Annotated in this window: 15 protein-coding genes, 4 pseudogenes and 1 riboswitch; of the genes and pseudogenes, 7 read left to right on the forward strand and 12 right to left on the reverse strand. The window is 40.8% G+C overall.

All coding sequences use genetic code 11. From position 1 onward, the window contains the following. Positions 1-6: 6 nt before the first annotated feature. Both AD710_RS17105 and AD710_RS17110 read right to left on the reverse strand, forming a co-directional pair. On the reverse strand, positions 7-1,485 hold the full coding sequence (locus AD710_RS17105; RefSeq protein WP_049628600.1) for an FGGY-family carbohydrate kinase: 1,479 nt from the start codon (positions 1,483-1,485) through the stop codon (positions 7-9). Positions 1,486-1,503: 18 nt separating this feature from the next. Next, entirely contained in the window at positions 1,504-2,505 is a 1,002-nt protein-coding gene (locus tag AD710_RS17110) for a 2-hydroxyacid dehydrogenase (protein ID WP_049628601.1), read from the reverse strand. 121 nt (positions 2,506-2,626) lie between these two features. Beyond that, positions 2,627-2,719, reverse strand: a riboswitch (SAM riboswitch). Between the two features lie 146 nt (positions 2,720-2,865). Between AD710_RS17110 and AD710_RS17115 the strand changes: the two genes are divergently transcribed. Both AD710_RS17115 and AD710_RS17120 read left to right on the forward strand, forming a co-directional pair. Then, positions 2,866-4,920 (forward strand): molybdopterin oxidoreductase family protein, encoded by a 2,055-nt coding sequence (locus AD710_RS17115; RefSeq protein WP_049628602.1) that lies wholly within the window; start codon positions 2,866-2,868, stop codon positions 4,918-4,920. Positions 4,921-5,003: 83 nt separating this feature from the next. After that, complete coding sequence (locus AD710_RS17120) at positions 5,004-5,288, forward strand: hypothetical protein (protein WP_016936576.1); 285 nt, start codon at positions 5,004-5,006, stop codon at positions 5,286-5,288. Positions 5,289-5,333: 45 nt separating this feature from the next. Here AD710_RS17120 and AD710_RS17125 read toward each other — a convergent pair whose 3' ends face one another. Beyond that, a complete protein-coding gene (locus tag AD710_RS17125; protein ID WP_045926188.1) occupies positions 5,334-5,558 on the reverse strand; it encodes a hypothetical protein in 225 nt (74 codons plus the stop codon). A 198-nt stretch (positions 5,559-5,756) separates the two neighbouring features. On the opposite strand from AD710_RS17125, the gene AD710_RS17130 reads away from it, so the two are divergent. Both AD710_RS17130 and AD710_RS17135 read left to right on the forward strand, forming a co-directional pair. Next, complete coding sequence (locus AD710_RS17130) at positions 5,757-6,335, forward strand: MarR family winged helix-turn-helix transcriptional regulator (protein WP_049628604.1); 579 nt, start codon at positions 5,757-5,759, stop codon at positions 6,333-6,335. Continuing rightward, positions 6,328-6,609, forward strand: coding sequence for a hypothetical protein (locus AD710_RS17135; protein ID WP_049628605.1), 282 nt, complete (start codon positions 6,328-6,330; stop codon positions 6,607-6,609). Before AD710_RS17130 ends, AD710_RS17135 begins: the two co-directional genes overlap by 8 nt. Positions 6,610-6,639: 30 nt before the next feature. On the opposite strand, the gene AD710_RS17140 is transcribed toward AD710_RS17135, so the two are convergent. Together AD710_RS17140 and AD710_RS17145 are read right to left on the reverse strand one after the other, a co-directional pair. Continuing rightward, positions 6,640-7,104, reverse strand: a complete 465-nt coding sequence (locus tag AD710_RS17140) for an SMI1/KNR4 family protein (RefSeq protein WP_049628606.1) — start codon at positions 7,102-7,104, stop codon at positions 6,640-6,642. Positions 7,105-7,117: 13 nt separating this feature from the next. Continuing rightward, a pseudogene (locus tag AD710_RS17145) lies at positions 7,118-8,113 on the reverse strand (HNH/ENDO VII family nuclease); the annotation flags it as partial. A gap of 120 nt (positions 8,114-8,233) precedes the next feature. On the opposite strand from AD710_RS17145, the gene AD710_RS17150 reads away from it, so the two are divergent. Further along, positions 8,234-8,431: a hypothetical protein gene (locus AD710_RS17150; protein ID WP_049628607.1), complete on the forward strand. Its 198-nt coding sequence runs from the start codon at positions 8,234-8,236 to the stop codon at positions 8,429-8,431. Between the two features lie 87 nt (positions 8,432-8,518). On the opposite strand, the gene AD710_RS17155 is transcribed toward AD710_RS17150, so the two are convergent. Beyond that, a complete protein-coding gene (locus AD710_RS17155) occupies positions 8,519-8,824 on the reverse strand; it encodes a hypothetical protein (RefSeq protein ID WP_016936335.1) in 306 nt (101 codons plus the stop codon). A gap of 12 nt (positions 8,825-8,836) precedes the next feature. Further along, the gene (locus AD710_RS17160) at positions 8,837-10,252 is read right to left on the reverse strand and encodes a hypothetical protein (RefSeq protein ID WP_049628608.1); all 1,416 of its coding nucleotides are present in this window, start codon (positions 10,250-10,252) and stop codon (positions 8,837-8,839) included. 50 nt (positions 10,253-10,302) lie between these two features. Here AD710_RS17160 and AD710_RS17165 point away from each other — a divergent pair, with 50 nt between their 5' ends. Further along, positions 10,303-10,668, forward strand: a complete 366-nt coding sequence (locus AD710_RS17165) for a DUF1433 domain-containing protein (protein WP_049628609.1) — start codon at positions 10,303-10,305, stop codon at positions 10,666-10,668. Positions 10,669-10,757: 89 nt separating this feature from the next. Here AD710_RS17165 and AD710_RS17170 read toward each other — a convergent pair whose 3' ends face one another. The 5 genes and pseudogenes from AD710_RS17170 to AD710_RS17190 form a co-directional block, all read right to left on the reverse strand. Beyond that, positions 10,758-11,090, reverse strand: a complete 333-nt coding sequence (locus tag AD710_RS17170) for a hypothetical protein (protein WP_049628610.1) — start codon at positions 11,088-11,090, stop codon at positions 10,758-10,760. A gap of 131 nt (positions 11,091-11,221) precedes the next feature. Continuing rightward, a pseudogene (locus AD710_RS20245) lies at positions 11,222-11,668 on the reverse strand (M15 family metallopeptidase); the annotation flags it as partial. A 7-nt stretch (positions 11,669-11,675) separates the two neighbouring features. Continuing rightward, positions 11,676-11,969: pseudogene (locus AD710_RS17175) on the reverse strand (hypothetical protein); the annotation flags it as partial. Positions 11,970-12,108: 139 nt separating this feature from the next. Beyond that, positions 12,109-12,716, reverse strand: a pseudogene (locus AD710_RS19380) (peptidase G2 autoproteolytic cleavage domain-containing protein); the annotation flags it as partial. Positions 12,717-12,871: 155 nt separating this feature from the next. Then, entirely contained in the window at positions 12,872-13,618 is a 747-nt protein-coding gene (locus AD710_RS17190) for an SDR family NAD(P)-dependent oxidoreductase (RefSeq protein WP_010334554.1), read from the reverse strand. A 168-nt stretch (positions 13,619-13,786) separates the two neighbouring features. Here AD710_RS17190 and AD710_RS17195 point away from each other — a divergent pair, with 168 nt between their 5' ends. Beyond that, positions 13,787-14,155 carry a winged helix-turn-helix transcriptional regulator gene (locus tag AD710_RS17195; protein WP_049628613.1) on the forward strand — a complete coding sequence of 123 codons (369 nt, stop codon included), beginning with the start codon at positions 13,787-13,789 and terminating at the stop codon, positions 14,153-14,155. Positions 14,156-14,294 lie beyond the last annotated feature (139 nt).

Here is a 14,294-nt window from a genome sequence, read left to right on the forward strand (position 1 = left end):
GTCATCTCATCCCCAAGTCAGGCTTTCACCGCTGGGCTGAAAATGCGCAAATAATTTTTGCGTATGTTTCCATTCTTCATATAGGAAGAGATCCGTCTGATCCGATTCGGGTTCAATTAGCTTTGTGCGGTTCGAAAGTTCTTCTTTCACACCGAGAGCTTCGTTGCAGATCATCGCCGCCCCCATTACGGATGCCTGGCTGAAGCCTTCTCTCTTATAAATCTTCTTTTGCAGAAGGTTAGCAAGAAACTGTGTCAACGCATCACTTTGGAAACCGCCGCCGCACACCTTCACATCATTTTTTGAAAAGGAAGTCACTTCTGTTAACGCCTCATAGTTCCATTTGATTGAAAAAGCGATTTCCATCAGAGCGGCTTTGACAAAATGCGCTCGGCTTAAACTTTGGGACAGCGGGGCATCAAAAATAAATCCGCCTTTTGCGAGTGCGTTTTTCTCAGACGATAAATAGGAGCCTAACGCAGAAACACAAGCTTGATCATGTTTCGGCAGACTGGCGATTTCCCGTTCCATGACGCTGTAGGATTCATTCGGATAAAAAATGGATTTTAATTTTTGATAATTGAGTCCTGTTACACCCGGATTAGTTTCAAGAAGCCATTGACCTTCTTCTGTATGGCAATTCAGCCATGCATTCTCTAAACTTTCGGTTCCGGTCTCCGCTGTTATCTTTGTAATCGGCGTCGTCGTGCCGGATACGATGACGATATCTCCCGGCTTTGCATCTGCACTTTTAATGGCAAGCTGTGTGTCTCCCCCGCCTGCAATCACAGGCACTCTTTCAGAAAGACCGAGAACCGCCGCTTTTTTAAACGTTAACATTCCGACAACCGTCCCGGATCGGACGAGTGAAGGAAGAATGGCAGAAGGCACCCCGAAGATGCTGCATAATTTCTCTGACCACGCCTTTTCCCTTACGTCAAACAGCAGTGTTTCAGCGGCCTGTGACGGTTCATAGCTTAAAATTCCGCTCAGCTCAAATGTCACCCAGTCACTGATGCTTGTGATGTACTTCACTTCTTCCCATAATGACGGCTGTCTTTTTTTTAACCCGACAAGTTTCATGGCGGAAAATAAAGCGCTCGGAAGGCGTCCGGCGCGCTGATGCACTTCTTCTTTTAACTCGATCTCCCCCTCCCATTCGCGCCCTCTATTATCAATGTTGGGCAGACCGAGAAACGCCTTTTTATCTTTATTGATCAGAACAATTCCCTGCCTCTGGCTTGTTGAGGTGATGCCGATTAATGTAATATGAGGGCTTTTGGCAATAGCCTTTTTTGCCATAGCGCTGATTTGCGTCCATAATCTTTCCGGCGAGAAATAACGGCCGTCTGGATAAAGCGGATCCGTCACATATTCAATGTCTTCCCTTTCCAGTGCGGTCACGTCGCCGCCGGCAGTCACAACCGCGACTCGCGCATTCCCTGTCCCGATGTCAAATACAAGGTAGCCTTTTTGTTCAGCCATTACAGCCTCCTCCTTTTTCTATCCTTCCATCTCAAGTTCTCTTTTGTTATAAAGTTCACGTATTGAGCAGAGCTGATCTTTTTTCCATTTGAAAAGCGCCTCATTTAAAATCCTCACATGGTGATCCTCCACCTCAAAAGTTGCGCCCGCTAAATGGGGAGTCGCGAACACATTCGGCAGTGAGATCAATTCATAATCAGAAGCTTCAGGCGGTTCGTGATAAAACACGTCAAGGATCGCTCCTTTAATCCGCCGTTCTTTCAGCACCCGCAGCAGCTCTTTTCGGTCTGTAACCGCTGCTCTTGATGTATTGACAAAAACAGCTTCTTGCTTCATCAATTGAAAGTGCCGGGCGCCGATTAGGCCGATGGTTTCTTCGGTGCGCGGCAAATGAACGGAGACAATATCACTTTCAGAAAATACCCGTTCAATCGTCGTTTTTTCATACTCCCTGTTCTCATGATTAACAAAGGGGTCATAGTACAGCACCTTGCAGTCAAAAGCCGCCAACAGCCGGGCGATTCTCTGTCCGACAGCTCCGAAACCGATAAGGCCGACTGTTTTCCCCGTCAGCTCATTTCCCCTGAATTTGACGTAAGCCTGCAAATAATCACCATTCCACTTCCCGTCCTTCAGCCATTGATGAGAAGAATACGTGTGGCGCAAAAATGAAATGACATTTCCGATAAACATTTCAGCAACAGCCTGGGCATTGCGGGCCGGTGTATAGAAGACGGGAATTTTTCTTTTAGTCGCCGCCGTGATATCCACATTAGACGGCATCCCTCTGCAGACGCCGATAAAAGCGGAATCCGGCAATATATCAATCACTCGCTCTGATACCTCATCAAGTTCGGTAATAAGCCCCGACGCGTTTGTCTCTTGAATCATCCGGATTAATTCATCTTCCCGATAGGCCCTGCCGTGCTTCTTCCACGGCAGGTGCACAGTCCGCCCGAACAGATCTGTCAGCTCCTTCAGCCCCTCGTCGTGATATGGTGCGGTAATTAAAACCGTCATGGTCCAAAACATCCTTTTCACATAAATTTTTTCACAAAAAAATCTCTTTCCCCGAAGAAGGAAAGAGATTCATATACCGTCTTTATCCGCATGAAGCGCACAAATATGTATAGACCATTCTTTCCTATCTTTCAAGCATACGCTTGCTGGAATTGGCACAATAAATGTTGCCGAGGTTTCATAGGGCCAGTCCCTCCACCTCTCTTGATAGAAAATAAAATGATGAAATTGTCAGGCTTTTAAAAAGAATAAACTCATCATAGATAAGTCTTTCCGTGATGTCAATACTTTTTTTCTGAATTGACGATCTATTTCGAAATGTTATAATGCTTACAATATAAAAAAAGAGGAGAAATGGCTATGAATTCTGCTGCAAAACAGCCAAACGGCGTCTTTAAATCGGTGTGCTCCCTGGACTGTCCCGATCAATGCGGCTTACTTGTGACAAAAAAAGACGGAAAAATCGTTAACATTCAGGGAGACCCGGATCACCCCGTCACATCAGGGAATATTTGCAACAAAGTCAGACACATGGCTGAGCGCATTTATGATGAAAAACGTTTAACCGTCCCGTTAAAACGGATCGGCGAAAAAGGCAAAGCCGTGTTTGCGCCTATTTCATGGGATGAAGCAATCAATACGATCAGTGCGCGCTGGAAAGAGCTTATTGCCGAAGAAGGAGCGGAAAGCATTCTCCCGTACAGCTTTTACGGCAATATGGGAAAACTGGCGGCAGAGGGAATGGACCGCCGTTTTTTCCACCGACTCGGGGCGAGCCAGCTCGAACGGACGATCTGCAGCAAAGCCGGATCGGAGGGCTACAACTATACAATGGGAGAAGGCGCAGGTACTGACCCGGAAGAGACCATACATGCAAAGCTCTTTATTTTCTGGGGAATCAATGCCGTCAGCACGAATATGCATCAGGTCATGATTGCTCAAAAAGCCCGGAAAAAAGGAGCTAAAATTGTCGTTATCGATGTACATAAGAACCAAACAGGCCGGCTTGCCGATTGGTTTATTCCCATTCGCCCCGGCACAGATGCCGCACTCGCTCTCGGTATCATGCATGTTTTATTTGCCGAGAACCTTCACGATGAAGCATTTCTCACAGAGTACACCGAAGGCAGTGAAGAATTAAAAGCGCATGTCAAACAGTATGATCCTGAAACGGTTTCTGTTATAACAGGCGTTAAAGCAGACGATATCAGACGACTTGCGAGAATGTACGGCGAAACCTCCCCTTCCCTTATCAGGATCGGAAACGGCATTCAGCACCATGACAATGGCGGAATGATCGTCCGCACCGTCGCCTGCCTTCCGGCTGTGACAGGACAGTGGCTCCGCACCGGGGGAGGCGCAATCAAGCACAACAGCGCGATATTAAACTATAACAGACAAGCGCTCCAGCGGCCTGATCTGCTTTATGGCAGGAAGCCAAGATCATTTAATATGAACAGACTCGGAAGCGTTCTTTTAGAAACAACACCGCCCGTACGCTCCTTGTTTATTTACGGAACCAATCCCGCGGTAGTTGCCCCGGAAGCGAATAAAGTCAGAAAAGGCCTGCAGCGGGAAGATTTATTTACAGTCGTTCACGATCTGTTTTTAACGGAAACCGCCAAATATGCGGATATCGTGCTCCCTGCTTCATCCGCCTTTGAAAACACGGATTTTTACACGTCTTACTGGCATCATTTTATTCAGCTGCAAAAACCGGTGATCGAACCATATGGGGACAGCAAATCGAATACGGCAGTGTTCCGTTTGCTTGCCGGGGCGATGGGCTTTACCGAGCAGGAGCTTCAGGATTCCGATGAAGAATTAATCAGACAGGCGCTGGACTTTCCCGCCAATCCGTATATCGAGGATATTGATTACGATTCGCTTTCATCCCATTCTTTCATGAGAGCCAATCGGAAAAAACCGCTTTTTCCTGGCAAGCTCAAGACACCGAGCGGAAAAATTGAGTTATATTCTGAAAAGATGAAACAGGACGGTTATCCGGCGCTGCCGACACACATCCCTCTTGAGAGCGATGATGATTTCCCGCTGTTATTTGTCCCGGGACCGAATCATAACTTTTTAAATTCGACATTTTCGAATAATGAAAAACACGTAAAACTGGAAAAAGCGCCAAAGCTTTTTATTCATACAAAAGATGCTGAGCGCCGGAACATCGAAGACGGGGAAACCGTGAGAATATGGAACAACCGCGGCGAATGTGAATTGACAGCTTCAGTCGGCGAACAAGTGCTTCCCGGCGTTGCAGTCAGCCAAGGTCTTTGGGCTGACGCGGATGATAAAAAACAGCTGGTCAATTCACTCACTCCCGATCGGCTTGCAGATATGGGCGGAGGCGCTGTTTTCTTCTCCGGAAAGGTGCAGGTGGAAAAGATCGGAAAGCAAAAATAAGCTCCCCCGCTCTTACTGAAAGTGAATCCTTTCGGCGGATTTGACCGTATAAAACATAATGACTTTTATTGGAGGTTTGCTGTATGGATATTATTACCGGCATTGGCATCGCTTTAGCCGGATATTTCATAGGAGACGGATTAAAAAACTTTAAATCACCTGATCCTCATGAACACACTGACCAAATTCTCATCAAAGAAAAAGATCTTCACTTCTACATTGGCTATTATTTAGGAGTGACTAAGGAAGAAGCAAAACAAATCGTGCCTGACACTTCCGATATTCCGCATATCACCAGAAACGGAAAGCGGTATGTACAGAAAACTGCATTACGAGAATGGCTGACTGCCATGCTGGAAAAAGAATAACAGCTGCCGTGAATAGCGGGAAGAGAGTTCTTCTCTTCCCGTTCATTAAGATTTGCCGCCCTGCCTCTCTTCAACCCCAAACATACGACAGATATCATTCTTACTTAACGAAACATCCCCTTCTTTGGATTTCAAATAAAACCCTTTCGTATATAACCGTATGACTTCCTCATATGCAAGCTCATGACGAAGGAGCGCCATTAAACGCCCGTCTTTTTCATCCTGTTTATTGAACCATTCATACTGTTCTGACCAGTTCACTTTCTGCATGTCAAACACCTTCTCGCTTTGGATTAATGCCCTTTTCGCATTTATTATACTTATTTCACCTTTTGAAAACACTCCGACTGCCTGTGACATTTGTAAAACAGCCGTACCTCCCCCTTTTAGTCACCATATTGACTTATTTCCCATTTCAATGTATATTGTAATTGTCAACATGGTGACAATTTATATTGGAGATCACTTATGGATATTAATTTACTAATGAAAGAACTGCATTTTATGCAACAAAGTTATGCATCACTGTTTTCGGTTGTCAATAAGGTGCAAACTCGCGGAGACGAATACTTAGAAATGTTGACTTCCCGACAGCACATGACTCTTATCGCTATTGCTCATTTACCGACGGAAGATACCACACTTATGAATATCGCTAAAAAGCTGGGCACAACAAAACAAACCGCTAACAAATTAATTTCAAGCCTTGCGAAAAAAGGATATGTTCACACTGTGCCAAGCAAACTGGATAAACGTGCAATCAATATTGAAATTACCCCTGAAGGAACAAAAGCGTTAATTTCCTGTTCAGAAAAATCCACCTATTTTTTAGCGGATATGTTTCACGAATTCACAACTGAAGAAGTTGAAACATTCTGGAGGCTATTGCAAAAACTTTATCGTTTTGATGGTGAAGAACAGGATGGTTTTGAAGAAAAAGCACATTTGAAAGTTGAAGACCAGGCTCAATTCATCCCAGATGGCTATGAAGAAAAAATCATGGCTGAATTTTCAAAACGGCGATACGGGAGTGCAGACGATGAATAATATGCTTTATCGAAAAGTAAAAGAGGCAAGGAATAAGATAAAGGAAAAAAGCTATGAGCAGAAAAATAAAATTGCTCAATTTATCTCTCATGCCAAATATAAAATTCATCGCAAACGCAAACTGGACCGAGCCGGCAATTATATATCAATTGCCATTGGACTCTTTATCCTAACTGCCTCGTGGCTGACCGAAACACAATGGCTGCTTTGGATAGGTGCGGCGAGTATTTTGAGCAATGCCTGTTTGCTCATTATAAATCCTGTTAAAAATTGAAAAAAGCTCTCTAAAAGAGAGCTTTTTTTATTAATCGTCCCAGTCTTCATCTTCTTCCCAGTTTTCTTTCATCTCATGAAGTCTTTCATAAAAGAACTTTATAAAATGGGCAGAATTAAGTTCTTTATAGCCACCGAATTCACTCCAAATAACAACTGGACATTCTCCTTCACTGTTGATTTTATTGGTATCTAAGCAATACCCAAAAAAATCAACATGTTCTATGACTACTAAGCCATTTGGCAACCCCCTATATTCATGATATTCCCTGGTTGTTTCTACAACTGAAGCACCGCCAAAATCATAGCCTAATAAATCGATTCCATAAACCCCGCCAGAACCATAGCTTCTAAGAAACCATTTGTAGCTATCTGGCAGCGTGACTTGAAGGTCTTGCTCAATTTTTAAAATTTTATCTTCTCCAACCCCACCCGTAAAATCTTTTTCTTTTGCATTATCTGCTATGAATTCTTTTACTTTCAAATAAAAATCCATGGTTTATAACCTCTTATTCTTTCTCATATTGTTTTGCTCTCCACTTCCAATACCTTGTCTTAAAATTATTGTACTGTTTCTCCAGGTAAACATCATTCCTGAAGCTTTCTCCATTACCTTTAAGGCCATGTATTACGTCGCTATACTTTGTATGTAAACTATTAGGTATCTCAAGCAACGGTCCACTTTCTTCTTGTATGAGGTGATGTAAGTTAATCTGTGTTCCGTCTTTAGCATAAGGAGACTTACCATCTTTCATTAATTCCAGGTTGGTTTTTCCTTTTGGAGTTTTTTGATTAATATCAATGTCATTTAAGGTATAGACTCTACGGCTTACATCTCTAATTTGTCCTTTAACTTTTACTTTGCCGTCTATTTCAAAGGCACCGTACTTTTCTTTATTTAACCAAGGAAGGTTTATTACTTGACCGGTAAACGGCTTTCTCGTTCCATCCGGGATTTTCTTTGCATTGGTCAAAAGTTCATTTTTAAGGTTTTGGCTGTCAACCACATTGTATGGTACGTTATCAGCTAGAGCAAATTTGTACTTTGGATGATAGGGAAGCAGATCTGGAAGGTTTACATCCTTAAGTTTCTTCCCTGCCTGTCCTGCCTTGTTTATGATCTTCCCCGCCGCATCAGCTTTGTTAATAGCTCCTGCGCCTTTGGTTCCGACGACGACCACAGCCACTGAACCGACCGCATATGTCACCCATCTTGATCGGGAATACGCATCTCCGTTCACCATATCTTTTTGATACGATTCTTCTATTGCTGTTGCAATAGCATCGTATGTTTCAACTGGATGAAGCACTGCATTCCCCAGTGCTGACAAGGTTTCTCCCGGATCGGTTATAAAGTCCCATAGACCGGTTACCGTGTCTTTCCCGACATCATAAAGACCGACGCCGGCTCCTTTTAAAATATCCCAAGTCACTTCTCCGGCTTCTTCCATCTGTTTTGCTTGTTCAAGCTGAATGACATATTGCTGTTGGGAAGGTTCAAGGTTTTAAGAATGAAAAAAGAATACTTTAAAAGATAATACTAACGAAGTATTTCTTCAAATCCCATCTCCATAAATTGGTACTAATATATGTTATTAGCACACTGATTAAGGGGGGAAGATATAATGAAAAACACGGCAAGTATTGAGATTAGATACATAGAAGATCTCAACGATAAAGAAGGACACTTCTTCTACAAATCTACAAAAGAAGAGTTAAGTAAAGATGAGGAAGAGTTTGATTTAAGCATGGGCGATTTACTCTGGGGCTTGCAGATGGAGATTTGTACGTTCGAGTTCTCCGAACTGAGTATGATCCACTAAATCTAGATAAGTTTGTTTATTATGTTTCAAAGTATGAAGAAGATTAAAAACAACAGACCCCTCACTCTTGTGAAGAGTCTGTTTTAATTATTTAGTCCTTATACTCCTCAGAAAAGCACTTCTATTCTCTGTAGCATTTGTCAGCATAGTCGCATTTTCATTAAGCCTTTGGACTAATGCTTCTTTAGCTTTACCTTCAAATGAAGAGAGTAAAGCAACATACACTTCAGCTATAACCTGTTGTGCTGAAGAAAAGTCTGATGCGTTTTTTGTGTCTTCTTTTAGGTTCTGGCAATGAGTTTTTAAACTTGAACCCACAATTTTTTTTAATTCCTCATTCTGTTGTAACCGTCTGTAAAATTCATCTGCATCCATATTAACTCCATATGGCAATTTAAATCCCCCTTATAACCGTAACCAGCTTGCTAATTCATTATCCTTATCTTTTAAATCCTCAGCCATTTTAACAATAAACTCACTAATATCCTCTAAATCTCTAATCAAATAATGAAGAGAAGCCTCAGTTTGATACTGTTCTTCTGAGTCATAAAATGCTGCCCCATCTTTCACATAAGGTGCGTGAAACAATACAGCTTTATCAACATCGCTTGGTTCTAGATCCTTGAATTCTCCCAATCTCTTACCACAAATCGATTTTACGTCATACACCATTTTGCTGTGATCATGAGGGAATCGTTCAATTGCTTGTTTCTTTGTTTTTAAGTCTTCGATAGCTGCCTGTAATCGTTTAGCTAATTCTTTTGCATATTTAGCATCGACTTTAATGGTTTGCCCATTCATACCTGAATAAGCTGAGAACGATTCGATATTCTGGTTATAAACACCGTTGCTGCTATCAACACTCTGGATATTACCATTCTTATCAAATTTAAAATTCGAATCATTTAAACTATGAGTATCAGGATTTTTTGCAAATGCTTGGCCATAGAAAGAAGTAATCAAGTTGGTCAAAATACCAGGAACTCCGTAAGAAGAAATTAGTCTTTGAGCTCGATCTTGACGTGCGATGCTTGGATCTTTCGTGTATATCGTTGTTCCGTTGTGTCTGTCGTATTCTAAAAACCAACCTGATCCCACCATATCATCAGGATTAATGATTGCTTTATGATACAAATCAAATTCGCCATTTTTGATTTTATTCTGTGTTTCTTCATCGTGCAGTTTAACAATGGAAGGGTTGTTAAAAGCTACACTGTAAACGTTATTGTTTACACCAGCGTATTCCGCATCTGCCCCTCCAAGTGAGTGACCTGTTGTCGAAATCACTGTGTTAGTGCCAGCATACTTTTTCACTTCATTGGCAACGAGCTTATCACCTTGATCAAATTGAGATGTCTTAGTGACAATTTTGTATTCTCCACTCTTAATCATTATTGCTTGTTCCATACTGCCGTTATACTTGGCAATAGCTTTAGAGTTTTCGGACGCATCTTTTTTCATTATGTATTGGACTTTCTTTTTCGGGTCTTTACCCATGACTACGTTGCCGCCATCTGCACTTATAACATCAGCTTTAATTTGTTCCTGATTTGTTCCTTGAAAACCTACAACAACATTTTCTGGTTTTTTTGGTTTTACCCATTTACCTTCTTTTTTCTTGGCTTGGACAAATACGTAAACATCTAGGCCTGTATCTGGATCTTTTTTGATTTTCTCCACGTAAAAAGCCTTGTTTGATCCATTTTCGATTGGAGTCTTATTTTCATAGGCTTTTTTCATTTTCTTTTCACTGTATGTATTTTGACTGAGAAAATAATAGTCTTTATCAGTTAAATTAGGTATGTCAGTCTTTGTATTCATGTACAATACCCCTTCCTTCATGTAAAATGTAAGACAGAAAGGATGGTTTTATGAAAAAATACATAATTATCCTTATAGCTCTGGTTATTATAACACTTGGAGGGATATTTATGAAGGAACAACACGACAAAAAAATGGAAGCCCAAGAAACTCAGCAAAAAGAAGAGTTGTACTCTTTGGCTAAAAAAAGAATGACTGACTTTATTAAAACAAACTATAAAGATGTTGACCGAATTGATTACACTGACGATTATGAAATTAATCCAATGGGCGGCATTGAAATCAATGGTTTCCTTAATGGAAATAAGAAAAAAGAAATCTGGGGAATCTATGATAAAGGAAATGATGAAGTAGGTTCATTTACTGTCGATGCCACTCGGAAACCTGAGTGTGAAGATAAAGTATGCGAGTATTAAAAAAACCCCCTTCACATTATTGTGAGGGGTTTATTTGTTTGGGCAGTCTACATGCCAACAGGAGGATCAAACTTTGCGATTACCATCTTTTATTCTCCTTTTTCTTCTTTATGTCTACAGTAGCCACATAAATCATCTTCTTCAATGTGAACAGCTAAAAGCATTTCTTCCCAAGGAATTTGTTCATAATCCCTTCGGCACTGTGGGACATAATTGATGGCTCCAACACCATGTCTTAAAAATGTATACCACTGCTTGTCAGTTAATCCTTCAGCACCCTTATCAATAATCAAACGGGCAATCCCTAATGCCACGGGATTTTCAATCAAATTATTCGCCAAAACTTCTTCCAGATAATAAGCAAACATGTCTCTTTCTCCTAAAATACGGGCTTTCAATTCTTCTTCTTCATATTTATCCATTAATTGTTACCCCCTCTATAAGTATCCTTAGTATACGGGACAACTAAAACAATAGTTTCAAACGTTTAGGTCTTTTTTCCAAATAAATAAAAGAATTCCCTCGAAAATTTTCAAGGGAACTATTTATTTACTTAAACTTGTTTACCGAATTGACCAGAAATGTATCTCCGTTTCCCATCATAAATGAATTCCCAATAACCCTTAGCATTGTTTGAACCTCTTACAGAGCCTGAGATGTTAATTGTCTCACCAAGTTCCAAAATACCGACGTTCTTAGCGTTATTACGGTCTGGTTTGTCCATAACGATTGCAGCGCTTTTTACACCGACAATTTTGATCTTACCAACCGATTTGATGCCTGATGGCTTAGAAGGTCTTACAATCTTAACTGGTTTAGCAGATGAAGCTTTGCCGAATGTATCAGTACCATACCCTTTATAGTTGAATTGAAGGTGTGGCTGATCTACAAACCCTGTCCAATCTCCACCCCATTCAAAGCCAATTGATTTGGCATAAGCAATAAATTTCTTAATATCAGATGCACCATAACCATTCCATTTAGTATCAGATTTAGAATAACCACCAATCGTAAATTATCAGATTGGCTGTTCCACCTGTTCCGCTAAGTGGTACTGATTTTACTGCACCTCCGTATGGTACGAATTCAACCGGAATTGAGCCGAAAATGATTTCCGGATCTGTTTTCACATGCCCCCTTAAAATTAAAAACGCTCCCCATTTTGCGTACATTGTTGTCCGCGTACCTGCTGTAGCCCCATTCTTTAGCATGATGTTGGCATATGTGACAGCTCCGTTCCATTTCTTACGCTCAGCATCAGAGGTATGTCGGATTTGATTAAAACTATGTGCAGTGAACTGTTGTAACAATTCTTCCATTTTAGCTTTGAAATCTGATGTGAACTGTTGAAGTAGCTCCCCTACTTTATCCTTAAATGACTTATTCACATGAATATCCTCATCATTTAATACTGATTCCTTATAAATCGTTATTACCTCCTTATCTGATAAATGCTATTGCTACACCATATCCCTTATTAGAATCATATGGCTGCTTAATTATCATGACTGTTAATCCTGTGTTGTCTTCCGCTTTGGATCCCTTACCATTCTTAGCTATAATCTTATCACCTGCTTGAACAGTATCACCAATACGTAAATGCACCTGTCCAATAAGTCCAACAATATGCCACTCATCACGCTCCTGTCGTGAAGTGTAGTCTAATTCAGGATCATAGTCCGGATTGGGCTTAGGAAGGCTTTTCTTTTCAGTTTTTATGTTCCCATCCTTATCTGTGTATTCAACTTCAGTTTCTTCATAGATCAATCCACCGAAATCATTTCTTAAGTATCTGTCATTCCAATCTCAGCACTACCTAATACAACGCCCGCTGTCTCAGAAATAACACCTAGCATCTCATCACCTTTTTAAGCCTTGCGAATCTTATCTCCTTCAAGGGTTACAAGGTATCCACTTTCAATCTTTTTGCCATCTGCAGATTCAAAATACTCAGCATAGTCCTTGAAGTTTGAAGCACTTTCAACACGACCAGCACCTAAAATGTTACCGTTTTGTGAGTCTATTTCCCATTTAGCATTAGTGGTAGCCCCAGGAAAATGCGAATTTACAACGTTAATCAAATTCAAACATAAAAAAGTCGAATTCCCTGTCCTTTAAGGAGAACGACTTTTTTATACGACTTCTTCAAGTAAATCCCCATTAACCTTTTTTGGGGACTATTTGTAATCTCTGCGCAGTGAAATTATACCTGTGCTAGCCCGCCATCTACGAACAATTCAACACCCGTCAAGTAACTGCTTTCGTCTGAAGCAAGGAAAGATACAGCGTTTGCTACTTCTTCAGGTGTCCCAACTTTTCCAGCTGGAACAGTATTTCTCGTATTTTCCATGGCTCCCTCAAGTGCATCACCAAAAAGCTCATCGTATGCAGGTGTAAGAATAACTCCTGGACTAACCACATTTACACGGATTTCAGTGCCTTTCAGGTCAAGAATCCAGTTGCGAACTAGTGCTCTTAATGCTGCTTTAGATGCTCCATATACACTAAACGCTGGGTTGCCAATTGATCCAGCAGTAGAGCCCGTTACAATAATAGAACCTACTTTGTCCGGGAATAGTGATAACGCTTTTTGAACAGTAAAGATGGTTCCTTTAACGTTAATGTCGAACGTTCTATCAACCTGCTCTTCAGTAATTTCACCTAATGGAAGGAAGTTGCCGATGCCTGCATTAGCAAAAAGAATGTCCAACTTACCTTTTTCCTGCTTTATAATGTCATATAGTTTGTCTAAGTCTTCAAGCTTAGAAATATCACCTTGAACACCGGTTACGTTCTTGCCAATTTGGTTAACAGCTTTATCAAGTTCGTTTTGTCTACGTCCCGTGATATAAACATATGCACCTTCGTTTACAAATTTTTGTGCTGTAGCAAGACCAATCCCACTTGTTCCACCCGTTACAAGCGCTATTTTACCTTCAAATTTACCCATACTTAACACTCCTTTAGAATTAATTTTATTTTATGTCTAGTACCTTTAAGTACTTGAAGAACAACTTACAAGATATAGTATCCTTCAGTAAGCACATTATCGGAAGTACCCACTTTTTTGTGATATAGTAACTAAAAAGTAACAAATGTGGAATGGAGAGCTTTAGACATGAAAAAATTTAGCTGTGGATTTGAAGTGACAAAGGAAGTTATTGGCGGAAAATGGAAAGGCCTTGTATTATACTTTTTGATGAATGGACCAAAGAGAACGAGTGAATTAAAGCGCATTATCCCAAATATAACTCAGAAAATGCTGATTCAAACACTTAGAGAGCTTGAAGCCAGTGGACTTGTGAGCAGAAAGATGTATAATCAAGTACCGCCGAAGGTTGAATATTCATCCACTGAACTTGGAGAATCTCTTAAACCTATCTTGCAGGAGCTCTGTCAATGGGGAGTCCATTATGCAGAGCAAGAGTATGCAGAAGGTGAATATGAAATTGTACAACCAGAACAACTAAAGTTAGGATTGATGTAGCTGCTGAAGTAAATGCTAAACAACTTCAATACCATCACCTAACAGATGAAGAACAGTCAGAAATAAATGAGATATTCAATTTTGAAAGTAAGTTCTAATAAGAAGTGTCATGAACTATATTCAGGAGAACTTTGATGAC

The organism is Bacillus sp. JFL15 (assembly GCF_001184225.1).
Lineage (GTDB): Bacteria > Bacillota > Bacilli > Bacillales > Bacillaceae > Bacillus > Bacillus siamensis.

Coding starts and splice junctions, on each gene's coding strand:
- AD710_RS17135 (WP_049628605.1), top strand. CDS start 6,328: ATGAATAATATGCTTTATCGAAAAGTAAAAGAGGCAAGGAATAAGATA.
- AD710_RS17105 (WP_049628600.1), bottom strand. CDS start 1,485: ATGGCTGAACAAAAAGGCTACCTTGTATTTGACATCGGGACAGGGAAT.
- AD710_RS17160 (WP_049628608.1), bottom strand. CDS start 10,252: ATGAATACAAAGACTGACATACCTAATTTAACTGATAAAGACTATTAT.
- AD710_RS17195 (WP_049628613.1), top strand. CDS start 13,787: ATGAAAAAATTTAGCTGTGGATTTGAAGTGACAAAGGAAGTTATTGGC.
- AD710_RS17125 (WP_045926188.1), bottom strand. CDS start 5,558: ATGCAGAAAGTGAACTGGTCAGAACAGTATGAATGGTTCAATAAACAG.
- AD710_RS17170 (WP_049628610.1), bottom strand. CDS start 11,090: ATGGATAAATATGAAGAAGAAGAATTGAAAGCCCGTATTTTAGGAGAA.
- AD710_RS17140 (WP_049628606.1), bottom strand. CDS start 7,104: ATGGATTTTTATTTGAAAGTAAAAGAATTCATAGCAGATAATGCAAAA.
- AD710_RS17110 (WP_049628601.1), bottom strand. CDS start 2,505: ATGACGGTTTTAATTACCGCACCATATCACGACGAGGGGCTGAAGGAG.
- AD710_RS17190 (WP_010334554.1), bottom strand. CDS start 13,618: ATGGGTAAATTTGAAGGTAAAATAGCGCTTGTAACGGGTGGAACAAGT.
- AD710_RS17165 (WP_049628609.1), top strand. CDS start 10,303: ATGAAAAAATACATAATTATCCTTATAGCTCTGGTTATTATAACACTT.
- AD710_RS17130 (WP_049628604.1), top strand. CDS start 5,757: ATGGATATTAATTTACTAATGAAAGAACTGCATTTTATGCAACAAAGT.
- AD710_RS17150 (WP_049628607.1), top strand. CDS start 8,234: ATGAAAAACACGGCAAGTATTGAGATTAGATACATAGAAGATCTCAAC.
- AD710_RS17115 (WP_049628602.1), top strand. CDS start 2,866: ATGAATTCTGCTGCAAAACAGCCAAACGGCGTCTTTAAATCGGTGTGC.
- AD710_RS17120 (WP_016936576.1), top strand. CDS start 5,004: ATGGATATTATTACCGGCATTGGCATCGCTTTAGCCGGATATTTCATA.